The 13,175-nt window shown below is 65.5% G+C and carries 9 protein-coding genes; 3 read left to right on the plus strand and 6 right to left on the minus strand.

Annotation, left to right across the window (positions count from 1 at the left end; all coding sequences use genetic code 11):
• Positions 1–77: 77 nt before the first annotated feature.
• The gene (locus ACVWY3_RS26855) at positions 78–1,091 is read right to left on the minus strand and encodes an LLM class flavin-dependent oxidoreductase (protein WP_456841144.1); all 1,014 of its coding nucleotides are present in this window, start codon (positions 1,089–1,091) and stop codon (positions 78–80) included.
• Between the two features lie 383 nt (positions 1,092–1,474).
• On the opposite strand from ACVWY3_RS26855, the gene metF reads away from it, so the two are divergent.
• Complete coding sequence (metF, locus tag ACVWY3_RS26860) at positions 1,475–2,395, plus strand: methylenetetrahydrofolate reductase [NAD(P)H] (RefSeq protein ID WP_456841145.1); 921 nt, start codon at positions 1,475–1,477, stop codon at positions 2,393–2,395.
• 6 nt (positions 2,396–2,401) lie between these two features.
• Complete coding sequence (gene metH, locus ACVWY3_RS26865; protein ID WP_456841146.1) at positions 2,402–6,247, plus strand: methionine synthase; 3,846 nt, start codon at positions 2,402–2,404, stop codon at positions 6,245–6,247.
• A gap of 363 nt (positions 6,248–6,610) precedes the next feature.
• Here the strand turns inward: metH and ACVWY3_RS26870 are convergent, their stop codons facing one another.
• Positions 6,611–7,240, minus strand: coding sequence for a glutathione S-transferase family protein (locus tag ACVWY3_RS26870; protein WP_456841147.1), 630 nt, complete (start codon positions 7,238–7,240; stop codon positions 6,611–6,613).
• Positions 7,241–7,406: 166 nt separating this feature from the next.
• Here ACVWY3_RS26870 and ACVWY3_RS26875 point away from each other — a divergent pair, with 166 nt between their 5' ends.
• Positions 7,407–8,390: a threonine/serine dehydratase gene (locus ACVWY3_RS26875; protein ID WP_456841148.1), complete on the plus strand. Its 984-nt coding sequence runs from the start codon at positions 7,407–7,409 to the stop codon at positions 8,388–8,390.
• A 293-nt stretch (positions 8,391–8,683) separates the two neighbouring features.
• On the opposite strand, the gene glpK is transcribed toward ACVWY3_RS26875, so the two are convergent.
• The 4 genes from glpK to pimD all read right to left on the minus strand — a co-directional run bounded on the left by glpK (position 8,684) and on the right by pimD (position 13,033).
• Positions 8,684–10,189, minus strand: coding sequence for a glycerol kinase GlpK (glpK, locus tag ACVWY3_RS26880; RefSeq protein ID WP_456841149.1), 1,506 nt, complete (start codon positions 10,187–10,189; stop codon positions 8,684–8,686).
• Positions 10,190–10,467: 278 nt separating this feature from the next.
• Positions 10,468–10,860 carry an endonuclease domain-containing protein gene (locus tag ACVWY3_RS26885; protein WP_456841150.1) on the minus strand — a complete coding sequence of 131 codons (393 nt, stop codon included), beginning with the start codon at positions 10,858–10,860 and terminating at the stop codon, positions 10,468–10,470.
• A gap of 106 nt (positions 10,861–10,966) precedes the next feature.
• On the minus strand, positions 10,967–11,740 hold the full coding sequence (locus ACVWY3_RS26890; RefSeq protein ID WP_456841151.1) for an SDR family NAD(P)-dependent oxidoreductase: 774 nt from the start codon (positions 11,738–11,740) through the stop codon (positions 10,967–10,969).
• A 150-nt stretch (positions 11,741–11,890) separates the two neighbouring features.
• Positions 11,891–13,033: a pimeloyl-CoA dehydrogenase small subunit gene (gene pimD / locus ACVWY3_RS26895; protein WP_456841152.1), complete on the minus strand. Its 1,143-nt coding sequence runs from the start codon at positions 13,031–13,033 to the stop codon at positions 11,891–11,893.
• Positions 13,034–13,175 lie beyond the last annotated feature (142 nt).

A 13,175-nucleotide genomic window follows, 5' to 3' on the forward strand; every position in this document is an offset into this window, starting at 1 on the left:
AGGAGCTGCGGTACCCGGACGGGCGATGGGCCCCGGCTCAGCAGCGCAGCGCTGACGGGCGTTGGGGCACGAGAGCGTTACGCGGCCGCTCTAAGCCCGAACGCCTCCGCCAGCAGTGAATAGGACTTCTTCCGCGCCTCGTGATCGTAGACGGCGGTGATCACCATCAATTCGTCCGGCTTGCTGGCATCGATCAGCGGCTGAAGCTGCTTCTGCACCGTCGCCGGGCTGCCGACGAACAAGCGCGAGCGGTTGCGCAGGATCGAGCTGCGCTCGGCCTCCGTGTAGGGATACGCCAGCGCCTCTTCGACGCTCGGCAGCGGCAGGTATTGGCCGCGGTCGCGGCGCAGGCGGTTGAGATCGAACGAGGTCGCGAGCTTCTCGGCCTCATCGTCCGTATCCGCGGTGATGACCGCCACTGCGAGGATCGCGTGCGGGCTGGCGCGCCAGACCGAAGGCTGGAAGCGGTTGCGGTAATGCACCATGGCATCGACGGCGTCATGCGAGGCGAAATGGTGCGCGAAGGCGAAGCCCATGCCGACCTGCGCGGCGAGCTCAGAGGAATAGTCGCTCGAGCCGAGCAGCCAGATCGGCGGCAAGGGCGTGTCGTCGGGCATCGCGACGACGTTGTTGTAGGGATGGCCCGCGGGGAATTCGCGGGTCTCCCACAGGATCAATTCGTGCAGTCGCTCCAGGAAATCGTCGCCCTCGCGGCGGTCGAGCCGGCTGCGCAACGCATAGGCCGTGGCGCCATCGGTGCCGGGCGCGCGGCCAAGGCCAAGATTGATGCGGCCGGGAAACAACGCCTCCAGCATCTTGAAGCGCTCAGCCACCACCAGCGGCGCGTGGTTGGGCAGCATCACGCCACCGGAGCCGACGCGGATATGTTTCGTCACCGCCGCGATCTGGCCGATCATCACGTCGGGCGCGGGGCTCGCCACTGAGGCGAGGTTGTGGTGCTCGGCGAGCCAATAGCGGACATAGCCGAGCCCGTCGACATGGCGCGCCAGGTCGATGCTGTTGCGCAGCGCCGCGGCGGGTTTGGTGCCTGATGTGACGACCGAGAGGTCGAGGACTGAGAGCGGGATCATGGCGTGGTAACGTAATGAAGGCCGGCGCAGCAGCAATGGGCAGACTGCGCAGGGCTGGCGTGTGCCGGCCGCGAGCGCCGGCGGCGGACTGAGCTAGAGAAGTGGGACGAACCCTGCCTCTGCAACGTAAGGTTCACACTGCCCACACGATGACGTCGCTCCAACAGCCCACTTTCGTTGGAACAGCGCGCTGATTTATGAGCATATCGCCAAACTCCTGCTTCCCACCCCACTTTTCATACGCGCGATAATTCGTATGATCTACCACAAAAGTGGGCCACTTCCCATCATCGATGGGCTGTCGAGCGCAACCGCTTTGGCTTATCTTACTCTCCCAATCTAGACCTGACCGCCGGCCGCCAAAATCTGGAGTGAGTGGTGCCATGACCGACCTGACGATTCCTGCCCGCGCTGAGGGGCAAGACGGGCACCTGAAGCGGCCTGCGATCTCGTTCGAGTTCTTTCCGCCCAAGACGGAAGAGATGGAGCGGAATCTCTGGGAGACCATCAACCGGCTGGCCCCGCTCGACCCGAAATTCGTCTCGGTAACCTATGGCGCCGGCGGCTCGACTCGCGAGCGCACTCACTCGACCATCTCGCGCATCCTTAAGGAGACCGCGCTGCTGCCGGCGGCGCATCTGACCTGCGTCGGCGCCTCGCGCGGCGAGATCGACGAGATCGTCGACCGCTATCACGAGGTGGGCGTCCGCCACATCGTGGCCTTGCGCGGCGACCCCGTCGGCGGAATCGGTACACCCTACTCCAGCCATCCCGAGGGCTATCAGAGCTCGGCCGAGCTCGTCGCGGGCATCAAGAAGCGCCACGCCGACATCGAAGTATCGGTGTCCGCCTATCCCGAGAAGCACCCCGAGGCGCGCGACTTCGACGCCGACATCGACACGCTTCAGGCCAAGGTCGACGCCGGCGCGACGCGCGCGATCACGCAGGTGTTCTTCGATAACGACCTCTACTTCCGCTATCTCGATCGCGTCCGCGCCCGCGGCATCACCATCCCGATCGTGCCGGGCATCATGCCCATGCACAATTTCAAGCAGGCGCGCAATTTCGTGACGCGTGCCGGCACCACCGTGCCGGACTGGTTCGCCGCGAAGTTCGAGGGCCTCGATGAGGACGCCGAGACCCGCAAGCTGGTCGCCGCGACCGTCGCGGCCGGCCAGGTGCAGAAGCTCGCCAAGCACGGCGTCGACACCTTCCATTTCTACACCATGAACCGCGCCGATCTCGTGTTCGCGATCAGCCATTTGCTCGGCATCCGCGCCAAGAGCGCCCAGAAGGCTGCGTGAGAGAAAATGACCGTACCCGTTTCCGCCAAGCGAACTGCCCTGCTCAACGCCGCGCGCGAGCGCATCCTGGTGCTCGATGGCGCCATGGGCACGATGATCCAGAACCTGCAGCTCGACGAGGCCGCCTTCCGCGGCGAGCGCTTCAAGAATTTCCATCGCGACCTGCGCGGCAACAACGACCTGTTGATCCTGACTCAGCCGCAGGCGATCGAGGACATCCACGCTGCGTACCTGCGCGCCGGCGCCGACATCGTCGCGACCAACACGTTCTCGACGACCTCGATCGCGCAGGCCGACTACGATCTCACCGACATCGTCTATGAGATGGCGCGCGAAGGCGCCCGCCTCGCCGGCAATGCCGCTCGCCGCGTCGAGGCCGAGGACGGCAAGCCGCGCTTCGTTGCCGGCGCCATCGGCCCCACCAATCGAACCGCTTCGATCTCGCCGGACGTTTCCAATCCCGGCTACCGCGCCGTCACCTTCGACGATTTGCGCAAGTCTTATGGCGAGCAGATCCGCGGCCTGATCGACGGCGGCGTCGACCTCCTGCTGGTCGAGACCATCTTCGACACGCTCAACGCCAAGGCGGCGGTCTATGCGATCGCCGAGATCACCGAAGAGCTCGGCATCGACATGCCGGTGATGGTGTCGGGCACCATCACCGACAAGTCCGGCCGCCTGCTCTCGGGCCAGATGCCGGAGGCGTTCTGGAATTCGGTGCGGCACGCAAAGCCCATCACCATCGGCTTCAACTGTGCGCTCGGCGCGGAAGACCTGCGCGCACACATCGCCGATATCGGCCGCGTCGCCGACACGCTTGTCTGCGCCTATCCGAACGCCGGCCTGCCCAACGAGTTCGGCCAGTATGACGAGACGCCGGAGTACATGGCCCGTCTCGTCGGCGAATTCGCACGCGACGGCCTCGTCAACATCGTCGGCGGCTGCTGCGGCACCACGCCGGACCACATCGCGGCGATCGCCGCCGCGGTCGCTCCCCACAAGCCGCGCATCGTGCCCGAGATCGCACCGAAGCTGCGCCTCTCCGGCCTCGAGCCGTTCGTGCTGACGGACGCCATTCCCTTCGTCAACGTCGGTGAGCGCACCAACGTCACCGGCTCGGCCCGCTTCCGCAAGCTGATCACATCAGGCGACTACACTGCCGCGCTGCAGGTCGCGCGCGACCAGGTCGAGAACGGCGCGCAGATCATTGACGTCAACATGGACGAGGGCCTGCTCGACTCGGAAGCTGCGATGGTGACGTTCCTCAACCTCGTCGCCGCCGAGCCCGACATCGCCCGCGTCCCCGTGATGGTCGACTCGTCGAAATTCTCGGTGATCGAGGCCGGCCTGAAATGCGTGCAGGGCAAGCCGGTCGTCAACTCGATCTCGATGAAGGAAGGCGAGGACAAGTTCATTCACGAAGCGAAGATCGCGCGCCGTCACGGCGCGGCTGTCGTGGTGATGGCGTTCGACGAGGTCGGCCAGGCCGACACGTTCGCGCGCAAGACCGAGATCTGCAAGCGCGCCTACGACATCCTGGTCAACAAGGTCGGCTTCCCGCCAGAAGACATCATCTTCGATCCGAACATTTTCGCGATCGCGACCGGCATCGAGGAGCACAACAATTACGGCGTCGACTTCATCGAGGCGACACGCTGGATCCGCCAGAACCTGCCGGGCGCACATGTCTCGGGCGGCGTGTCGAACCTGTCGTTCTCGTTCCGCGGCAACGAGCCGGTGCGCGAGGCCATGCATTCGGTGTTCCTGTATCACGCCATCAAGGCCGGCATGGACATGGGCATCGTCAATGCCGGGCAGATGATCGTCTATGACGACATCGATCCGGAGCTGCGCCAGACTTGCGAGGACGTCGTCCTCAACCGCGATGCGGGCGCATCCGAGCGTCTGCTGACACTCGCCGAAAAATTCCGCGGCAAGAAGACCGAAGCCAAGGAAGCTGATCTTGCCTGGCGCGAATGGCCGGTGGAGAAGCGGCTGTCGCATTCGCTGGTGCATGGCATCACCGAGTTCATCGAGCAGGACACCGAGGAAGCCCGCAAGAATTCGTCGCGCCCGCTCGACGTGATCGAGGGCCCGCTGATGGCTGGCATGAACGTCGTCGGCGATCTCTTCGGCGACGGCAAGATGTTTTTGCCGCAGGTGGTGAAGTCGGCCCGCGTGATGAAGCAGGCGGTGGCGTATCTCATGCCGTTCATGGAGGAGGAGAAGGCGCGCAACCTAGCCAACGGGATCGGCGCCGAAGGCTCCTCGTCCGCCGGCAAGATCGTGCTCGCGACCGTGAAGGGCGACGTTCACGACATCGGCAAGAACATCGTCGGCATCGTGCTCCAGTGCAACAATTTCGAGGTCATCGACCTCGGCGTTATGGTGCCGGCCGCCAAGATCGTCGAGACTGTGAAGGCGGAGAAGGCCGACATCGTCGGCCTCTCAGGCCTGATCACACCCTCGCTCGACGAAATGGCATTCTTCGCCGGCGAATTGCAGCGCGAAGGCCTCAAGCTGCCGCTCTTGATCGGCGGCGCCACCACCAGCCGCGTGCATACGGCGGTGAAGATCGACCCGAGCTATCGCGCCGGCCCGGTCGTGCACGTTAACGACGCCAGCCGCGCCGTCGGCGTCGCCTCCGCGCTGCTCTCGCCTGAGAAGCGCGAAGCCTATGTCGCCGAGGTGCGCGCCGAATACGCAAAAATCTCGGAGGCGCATCTGCGCGCGCAGGCGGACAAGAAGCGCCTGAAGCTCAGCGATGCCCGCGCCAACCGCGTGCCGGTCGATTTCGCCAGGAGCAAGCCGGTGAAGCCGACCTTCTTGGGGACCCGCAGCTTCGACGAATACGACCTCGCCGAGCTCGTGCCCTATATCGACTGGACGCCGTTCTTCCAGACCTGGGAGCTCGCCGGACGCTTCCCCGCGATTCTCGACGACGCCAAGGTCGGCGAGGTCGCGCGCTCGCTCTATGACGATGCGCGCAAGATGCTCGACACCATCGTCAAGGAAAAGTGGTTTCGGGCGCGCGCCACGATCGGCTTCTGGCCGGCAAATGCGCAAGGCGACGACATCGTGCTCTATGCTGACGAGAGCCGCACCAAGAGCATCGCGACGCTGCACACGCTGCGCCAGCAGCTCGAGAAGCGCGAGGGCCGTTTCAACGCGGCGCTGTCCGACTTCATCGCGCCTGCGGGCGTGCCCGACTATATCGGCGGCTTCGTCGTCACCGCCGGCATCGGCGAGGATGCGGTGGCCGATCGCTTCAGAAGCGCGAACGACGACTACTCCTCGATCCTGTGCAAGGCGCTGGCCGACCGCCTTGCGGAGGCCTTCGCCGAGCGCATGCACGCCCGCGTGCGCCGCGAGTTCTGGGCTTACGCGCCGGACGAGGCGCTTTCGAACGAGGAGCTGATCCTCGAGAAGTATCAGGGCATCCGGCCCGCGCCCGGCTATCCCGCGCAGCCCGATCACACCGAGAAAGCGACGCTGTTCGCGCTGCTCGATGCGGAAGCGACCGCCGGCGTGAAGCTGACCGAGAGCTTTGCGATGTGGCCGGGCTCCAGCGTGTCCGGGCTCTATTTCGCCAACCCCGAGAGCTATTATTTCGGCGTCGGCAAGATCGAGCGTGACCAGGTCGAGGACTACGCCGCGCGCAAGGGCATGACGGTCGCCGAGACCGAGCGCTGGCTCGCGCCGGTGCTGAACTACATCCCGTCGCAGCAGGACAAGACCTTCGCCGCCACGCCGGCGAACGACGAGATGCCGAAAGACCTTGCCTCGCATCCTCCGGGCTGCACCTGCGCGGTCCACCTCGTCTGGCAGAAGAAGCGCGCCGGCGCGGGTTAGGCGCCTGCAAAACCAAGGTAGAGAAAACAACCCCATGCACAGTAGGGATGGGTTGAAAGATCTCAGTAATTTCGGCCTTACCGAAAACAACTTGCTCCGTCGGGCAAAACAGCTGTAATATTCCATCATCGCTAGCCGCGTCGGTGTCGAACTGCGGCAGATGCGGGTATCCCTCATCTCTTGCCACACGCGCGGTCCCCATCCTCCCCTGGAGGGGGAGGATCGGTTCGCATGCAGCGAAGCGGAATGCGAACCGAGGTGGGTGACGGTCTCTCCATCCAAGCGCTGCCCATGTCGAGAGATCACCCCACCCCGCTCGCGCTGCGCGCGATCGACCCTCCCCCTCCAGGGGAGGGTGGCGGCTCACCCCTTCGGCGGGGCGAGCGGCTGCACGATCTCCTGGAATGGCGGGAGCGCCTCGCAACGGTTGGCGTGAGCTGCTAGCGCTGGATAGCGCGCGGCATCGAACAGTCGCGGATGCGCCTCGCGGGTGAAGCGGGTGACGCAGGCGACCGCGATATCGGCATGGCCGATGCGCATCCCCAGCCAGTACGGCGTCGTCACCCTGGCGCGCTCGGCCTCGAGCACACCGAGCACGTCGGAAATCTGCGCCTGGCATCGCTCGACCCATAGCGCCAACTGCTCCTTCCGCAGCACGCGCTCGTAGAGCAGGCTCACCGCCTTGTCGCCGAGGCCGGAGGCGAGCGCGCAGATGCGCAAATGCTTGCGCCGCTCAGTGCCGCCGCGCGGCAGCATCGCCTTCGCCTCGCCGACGAGCTCGTCGAGATAATCGAGGATGATGGTGCTCTCGATCAGCGCCTCGCCGTCGTCGAGCACCAGCGTCGGCACGCGGCGCAGCGGGTTGTACGGCGCAATCTTGTCGGCATCGCCGAAGGTCGACCACGGCCGGTGCTCGAAGGCGAGCCCGTAAAGCTTCAGCGCAATCGCGACGCGCCGGACGAAGGGGGAATCATATTGGCCGATCAGGAACATGGTTCTCGCTCTTCTCGTTCAATGGAGACGGCAGGGCCGATCAGTATCCGCGAGAGCAGCGACGCGGCGCAAGGAAGATATTGGGCATGGAGCATTGAGCTGCATGCAACGGCGCGCTTGACGCGTCACGTGCGGCTCGCGCCTGGCGCGCTCAGAGGCCTAATTGATGTCAACTCTCCGATGCGGTATGAAGGACGCCATCATGACAGCGACAATGGACATCAATCGGGAGCGGATCGCGGCGACCGAGGCGGTCATTCGTCCGCATATCAGGCGCACGCCGCTCATTCAGGCCGACCTCGCTGATTTCGGCCTGCCGGCGGCGCCCGTCACGTTCAAGCTCGAGATGCTGCAGCATTCCGGATCGTTCAAGGCGCGGGGCGCCTTCGCCAATCTGCTGCTGCGGCAGGTGCCAGAAACGGGCGTCGTCGCGGCGTCCGGCGGCAATCACGGCGCGGCGGTCGCCTATGCGGCGCAGCGGCTCGGCATTCCCGCCACGATCTTCGTGCCCGACATCACCTCGCCGGCCAAGGCCGAGCGCATCAGCTTCTATGGCGCAAAGCTCGTGATCGCCGGCAATCGCTACGCCGATGCGCTTGCCGCCAGCGAAGCGCATGTCGCGCAGACCGGCGCGCTGGCCGTCCATGCCTACGACCAGGCAGAAACCCTGCTTGGCCAGGGCAGCGTGGCCCTGGAGCTGGAGCAGGATGCGCCGGGCATCGACACGCTGCTGGTGGCCGTCGGCGGCGGCGGGTTGATCGGCGGCATCGCGGCATGGTGCGCCGGCCGCATGCGCATCGTGGCGGTCGAGCCGGAGCAGTCGCCAACCCTCCATGCCGCCTTCGCGGCTGGCGCGCCGGTCGATGCACCAGCCGGCGGCATCGCCGCCGACAGTCTCGCGCCGCGGCGCGTCGGCGCATTGATGTTTCCGATCGCACGCGCCCATGTCGAGCGCGTCGTGCTCGTCAGCGACGAGGCGATCCGGCAGGCCCAGGCCGCCCTGTGGTCGCGCCTGCGTCTCGTCACCGAACCCGGCGGCGCAGCCGCCTTTGCCGCGCTGCTGTCCGGCCGCTATCTTCCCGCGGCCGGCGAGCGCACCGCGGTGCTGGTCTGCGGCGCCAACACCAATGCGGTGAATTTCGACAGCTAAGCGCGATGAGATTGAGATGAATCGTCATCGCGCTGGCGCGGGCGGAGCAGAAGATGTTTTGAGCGCCTAGAGCAGCGATCCGTCGCTTCCAAAGGCGACAGTCGCGCCATACTCCGTCATTGCGAGCCAACGGGTCCGCGCGTTGCGCGGCCCGATGACAGGCCCAGCGAAGCAATCCAGGATCTTTCCGCAGAGGCGGTCTGGAGTGCTTCGTCGCAAGAGCTCCTCGCAATGACGAGCTGGAGGCAGTTGAGCGCGCCTCGCGGCATCGAGCTGCGAGGCTGTGCCTACGCCTACCCCTCCCCCTCATCGCTCGCGAGCACGCCCTTCACCGCGCGCGCCCAGCCCGCGAGCTTCCGCTCGCGCGTCGCCTCGCTCATGTTCGGCTTGAAGCGGTGCTCGAGGCGCCAATTGTCGGCGAACTTGGTCGGCTCGGGATAGACGCCGGCATTGAGGCCGGCGAGATAGGCGGCGCCCAGCGCGGTCGTCTCCTGGATCACGGGGCGATCGACCGGCGCATTCAGGAGATCGGCGAGGCGCTGCATGGTCCAGTCCGAGGCGGTCATGCCGCCGTCGACGCGGAGCACGACGCTGGCGGTTTCCGAGCTCGGCCAGTCCGCGCGCATCGCGGCCCAGAGGTCGAAGGTCTGGTAGCAGACGCTTTCGAGCGCGGCATGGGCGAGCTCGGCGGGGCCGGTGTTGCGGGTGAGGCCGAACAGCGCGCCGCGCACGCGCGGATTCCAATAGGGCGCGCCCATGCCGACGAAGGCGGGGACGAGATAGACGCTCTGCATGGAGTCCGACTGGTCGGCAAGAGGCCCGGTCTCCGCGGCGTGCTTGATGATGCCGAGGCCGTCGCGCAGCCACTGCACCGCGCTGCCGGCGACAAAGATCGAGCCTTCGAGCGCGTAGGTACGCTTGCCGTCGAGCTGGTAGGCGACGGTGGTGAGCAGCTTGTTCTTCGATACGACGGGAGTCGTGCCGGTGTTGAGCAGGGCAAAGCAGCCGGTGCCGTAGGTGGACTTCATCATGCCCGGGCGGAAGCAGGCCTGGCCGATGGTCGCGGCCTGCTGGTCGCCGGCGATGCCTGATATTGCGATAGCGCCGCCGAACAAATCGGGCGTGCTCTCGCCGAAACGCGCCGAGGAATCCTTCACCTCGGGGAGCATCGAGCGCGGCACGCCGATGATCTCCAAGAGCTCGTCGTCCCACTGGCCGGTGTGGATGTTGAACAGCAACGTGCGCGAGGCGTTGGTGGCATCGGTGGCGTGCACCTTGCCGCCCGTGAGGCGCCAGAGCAGGTAGCAGTCGATGGTGCCGAACATCAATTCGCCGCGGGCGGCGCGAGCGCGCGCGCCCGGGACGTGGTCGAGGATCCAGGCGACCTTGGTGCCGGAGAAATAGGGATCGATGATCAGGCCGGTCTTCTGCGAAATCACATCCTCGCTACCGTCGGCCTTGAGCCTGGCGCAGATGTCGGCGGTGCGGCGGTCCTGCCAGACGATGGCGCGGTGCACGGCCTGGCCCGTGGCGCGGTCCCACACCACGGTGGTCTCGCGCTGGTTGGTGATGCCGATCGCGGCGATGTCCCTTGCCGTGATGCCGGCCTGCTCGATCGCCTCGCGGCAGACCATCACCGTCGAGGTCCAGATGTCCTCCGGCTCGTGCTCGACCCAGCCCGAGGCCGGAAAATGCTGCGGAAACTCGGCTTGCGCCTTCGCCGCGATGGAGATGTCGCCGCGAAACACGATCGCGCGCGAGGAGGTGGTGCCCTGGTCGATGGCGAGGACGAAAGACATGGCGGCTTACCTTGGCGTTTTCTTTGAGCGTTTTCCCGTGAGGGGTCATTGTGTCGCGCCAAAGAAACGGGATTGCCGGCAAGAGGTCAAGGCGGCTCTCCTCTTACCCTCCCCTGGAGGGGGAGGGTCGGCTCACATTGAGCGCAGCGAAATGTGAGACGGGGTGGGGTGACGGTCTCTCCACATCCAACAGTGCCCGTGCGGAGAGATCACCCCACCCCGCTCGCGCTGCGCGCGATCGACTCTCCCCCTCCAGGGGATGGTAAGACAACGGAGCTTTATTTGCGCCGATGTTTCAATTTGATGGCTTCAGCCTCACGTGATCCGTACAGCTCGACGTAAATACGTTCGAGCACCGCATTCAAGTCGGGGGCGACCTCGGAATTCCAAAACCGCACGACACGATACCCCTCATTATCGAGCCATCGCTGCCTGTCGCGGTCGCGCTCTGCAGTACGATCTTCGTTGTGGTGCCCGCCGTCGAGCTCGATGATGAGACGTTTGGCTGGGCAGAGAAAGTCGACGACGTAGGGACCGATCGGCGCTTGGCGGCGGAAGTGCGAGCCTTCGAGCGGAACTTCCTTGAGTGCGCGCCACAGAATCCGCTCGTATGGCGTCGTGTTCGCTCGCAGCCTCTTCGCGGCGGCGCGTCGGATCGATGTCGAGACCATTTTGCGTGGCTTCACCCCACCCCGCTCACGCTGCGCGTGAGCGACCCTCCCCTCCAGGGGAGGGTAAGCGAAGTGCCGCCGCGATGCAATTCCAAGTGGTGTAAGGCTACACCGCCGCCGTCGTCACGCCGCCGTCGATGACGATGGTCTGGCCGGTCATGAAGCTCGAGGCGTCGGAGGCGAGGTAGGCGACGGCGCCGGCGATTTCGTCGGGTTCGCCGATGCGGCGAAGCGGCGTGGTGGCGGTGCGGCGCTTGAGGTTGGCTTCGTCTTCCCACAAGGTGCGGGCGAAGTCGGTCTTGATGAGGCCGGGGGCGATGCAGTTGACGCGGACGCCTTTCGGGCCCCATTCGCCGGCGAGCGAGCGGCACAGCGCGAAATCGGCGGCTTTCGAAATGCCGTAGGCGCCGATCACGGTCGAGCCGCGCAAGCCTCCGATCGAGGAGATGATGACGACCGAGCCGCTGCCGCGCTCCGCCATCTGCGGGATCGTGAGCGCGGAGAGCCAGATGTTGCTCTTGACGTTCGAGCCCATGATCTTGTCGAAGGCTTCATCGGTGATGTCGAGCAGCGGGCCGTAATACGGGTTCACCGCGGCGTTGCAGACGAGGATGTCGATCTTGCCGTAATGCTTGGTGGCGCCCGAGATCAGCGCCTCGACCTCGTTCTTGCGCGCGATGTTGCAGGGGATGACGATGGCATCGCCGCCTGATGCGTTGATGCCGTCGGCGACTTCCTTGCAGGCCTCAAGCTTGCGGGAGGACACCACGACCTTGGCGCCGAGCCTGGCGAGCAGCTCGGCAGAGGAGCGGCCGATGCCGCGGCTGGAGCCGGTGACGACGGCGACTTTTCCGGTGAGATCGAACGGGGTGTTTTTCATATTGCCTCCCTGCGTCCACTTGCTCGGTGTCATCGCCCGACTTGATCGGGCGATCCAGTACGCTGCGGCTGACGTTGCATGAGCAAACTGCTGCCGCGGAGTACTGGATGCCCCGGTCAAGCCGGGGCAGTCTTCGTTTGGCCTAGTCGACTAAACCAACCCGCCCGCATCGGCGACGCGGCGCTGGTGGTAGTCAGTGTCGCCAAAGGTGTTCTCGATCATGGTGAGGCGCTTGAAGTAGTGGCCGATCTTCGCCTCCATGGTCATGCCGATGCCGCCGTGGAGCTGGATCGACTGCTGGCCGACGAATTTGGCCGACTTGCCGATCTGCACCTTGGCCGCGGCGATCGCGTTGCTGCGCTCCCTGGCGTCCTCGAAATCGTTCGCCATGGTCGCGAACATCGACATCGAACGGGCCTGCTCGGTGGCGACGAACATGTCGGAGGCGCGGTGCTGCAGCGCCTGGAACGAGCCGATCGCGACGCCGAACTGCTTTCGCGTCTTGATGTACTCGACCGTGGTCTTGAGCGACTCGTCCATCAAACCGACCGCCTCGGCGCAGAGCGCGACGCGGGCTTCGTCCACGACGCGCTCGATCAGCGCGAGGCTGTCCTCCGGATTGCCGATCGTCGCGTCGCTGCCGACCTCGACACCGGTAAAGGTGATGTCGGCGGCGTGCAGGCCGTCCTGGGTCGGGTAGGACTTCTTGGTGACGCCCTTGGCGTTCGCGGGAACGAGGAACACGCCGATGCCGGTCTTGTCGCGGCGGTCACCCTTGGTGCGGGCGGTGACGACGAGCGTGTCGGCGTTCTCGCCGTTGAGCACGACGAATTTTTCGCCGTCGATGATCCAGCCGTCACCCTTCTTCTTCGCCGTCGTCGAGACGTCGAAGAGATCGTAGCGCGAGTTCTTCTCGAGCTGGGCGAAGGCGAGCGTCTTGCTGCCATCGATGATCCCCGGCACGTGCGCGGCCTTCTGCGCATCGCTGCCGCCATGGCGGAGGAAGCCGCCGCCGATCACGACCGTCGGGAGATAGGGCTCCAGCACCAGCGCCTTGCCGAGCGCTTCCATCACGATCATGGTCTCGACACCGCCGCCGCCGAAGCCGCCATCGGCTTCGCTGAAGGGCAGGCCGAGCAGGCCCTGCTCGGCGAGCTTGCCCCAGACGGCCCGGCTCCAGCCGCCCTTCTCCTTCATGTACTTCTTGCGCTGCTCGAAATCATAGGAATCGGTCAGCAGGCCGTCGATGCTTTCCTTGAGAAGCCGCTGCTCCTCGTTCAGGTCAAAATCCATGTTTCTCTCCAAATCGGCGGGAATTGCCCTGCCGTCGCCTCATCCTCTGTCGTCATCCCCGCGAAAGCGGGGATCCAGTAAACGCAGCCGCCTGCCGTACTCGCGACCGCTGCGGCGTACTGGGTCCCCCGCCTTCGCGGGG

The sequence above is a fragment of the Bradyrhizobium sp. USDA 4486 genome (assembly GCF_054057995.1).

What these genes read in the sequence shown, in the direction of transcription:
- ACVWY3_RS26855 (WP_456841144.1), bottom strand. Translation starts at nt 1,091, where the DNA reads ATGATCCCGCTCTCAGTCCTCGACCTCTCGGTCGTCACATCAGGCACC.
- metF (WP_456841145.1), top strand. Translation starts at nt 1,475, where the DNA reads ATGACCGACCTGACGATTCCTGCCCGCGCTGAGGGGCAAGACGGGCAC.
- metH (WP_456841146.1), top strand. Translation starts at nt 2,402, where the DNA reads ATGACCGTACCCGTTTCCGCCAAGCGAACTGCCCTGCTCAACGCCGCG.
- ACVWY3_RS26870 (WP_456841147.1), bottom strand. Translation starts at nt 7,240, where the DNA reads ATGTTCCTGATCGGCCAATATGATTCCCCCTTCGTCCGGCGCGTCGCG.
- ACVWY3_RS26875 (WP_456841148.1), top strand. Translation starts at nt 7,407, where the DNA reads ATGTCAACTCTCCGATGCGGTATGAAGGACGCCATCATGACAGCGACA.
- glpK (WP_456841149.1), bottom strand. Translation starts at nt 10,189, where the DNA reads ATGTCTTTCGTCCTCGCCATCGACCAGGGCACCACCTCCTCGCGCGCG.
- ACVWY3_RS26885 (WP_456841150.1), bottom strand. Translation starts at nt 10,860, where the DNA reads ATGGTCTCGACATCGATCCGACGCGCCGCCGCGAAGAGGCTGCGAGCG.
- ACVWY3_RS26890 (WP_456841151.1), bottom strand. Translation starts at nt 11,740, where the DNA reads ATGAAAAACACCCCGTTCGATCTCACCGGAAAAGTCGCCGTCGTCACC.
- pimD (WP_456841152.1), bottom strand. Translation starts at nt 13,033, where the DNA reads ATGGATTTTGACCTGAACGAGGAGCAGCGGCTTCTCAAGGAAAGCATC.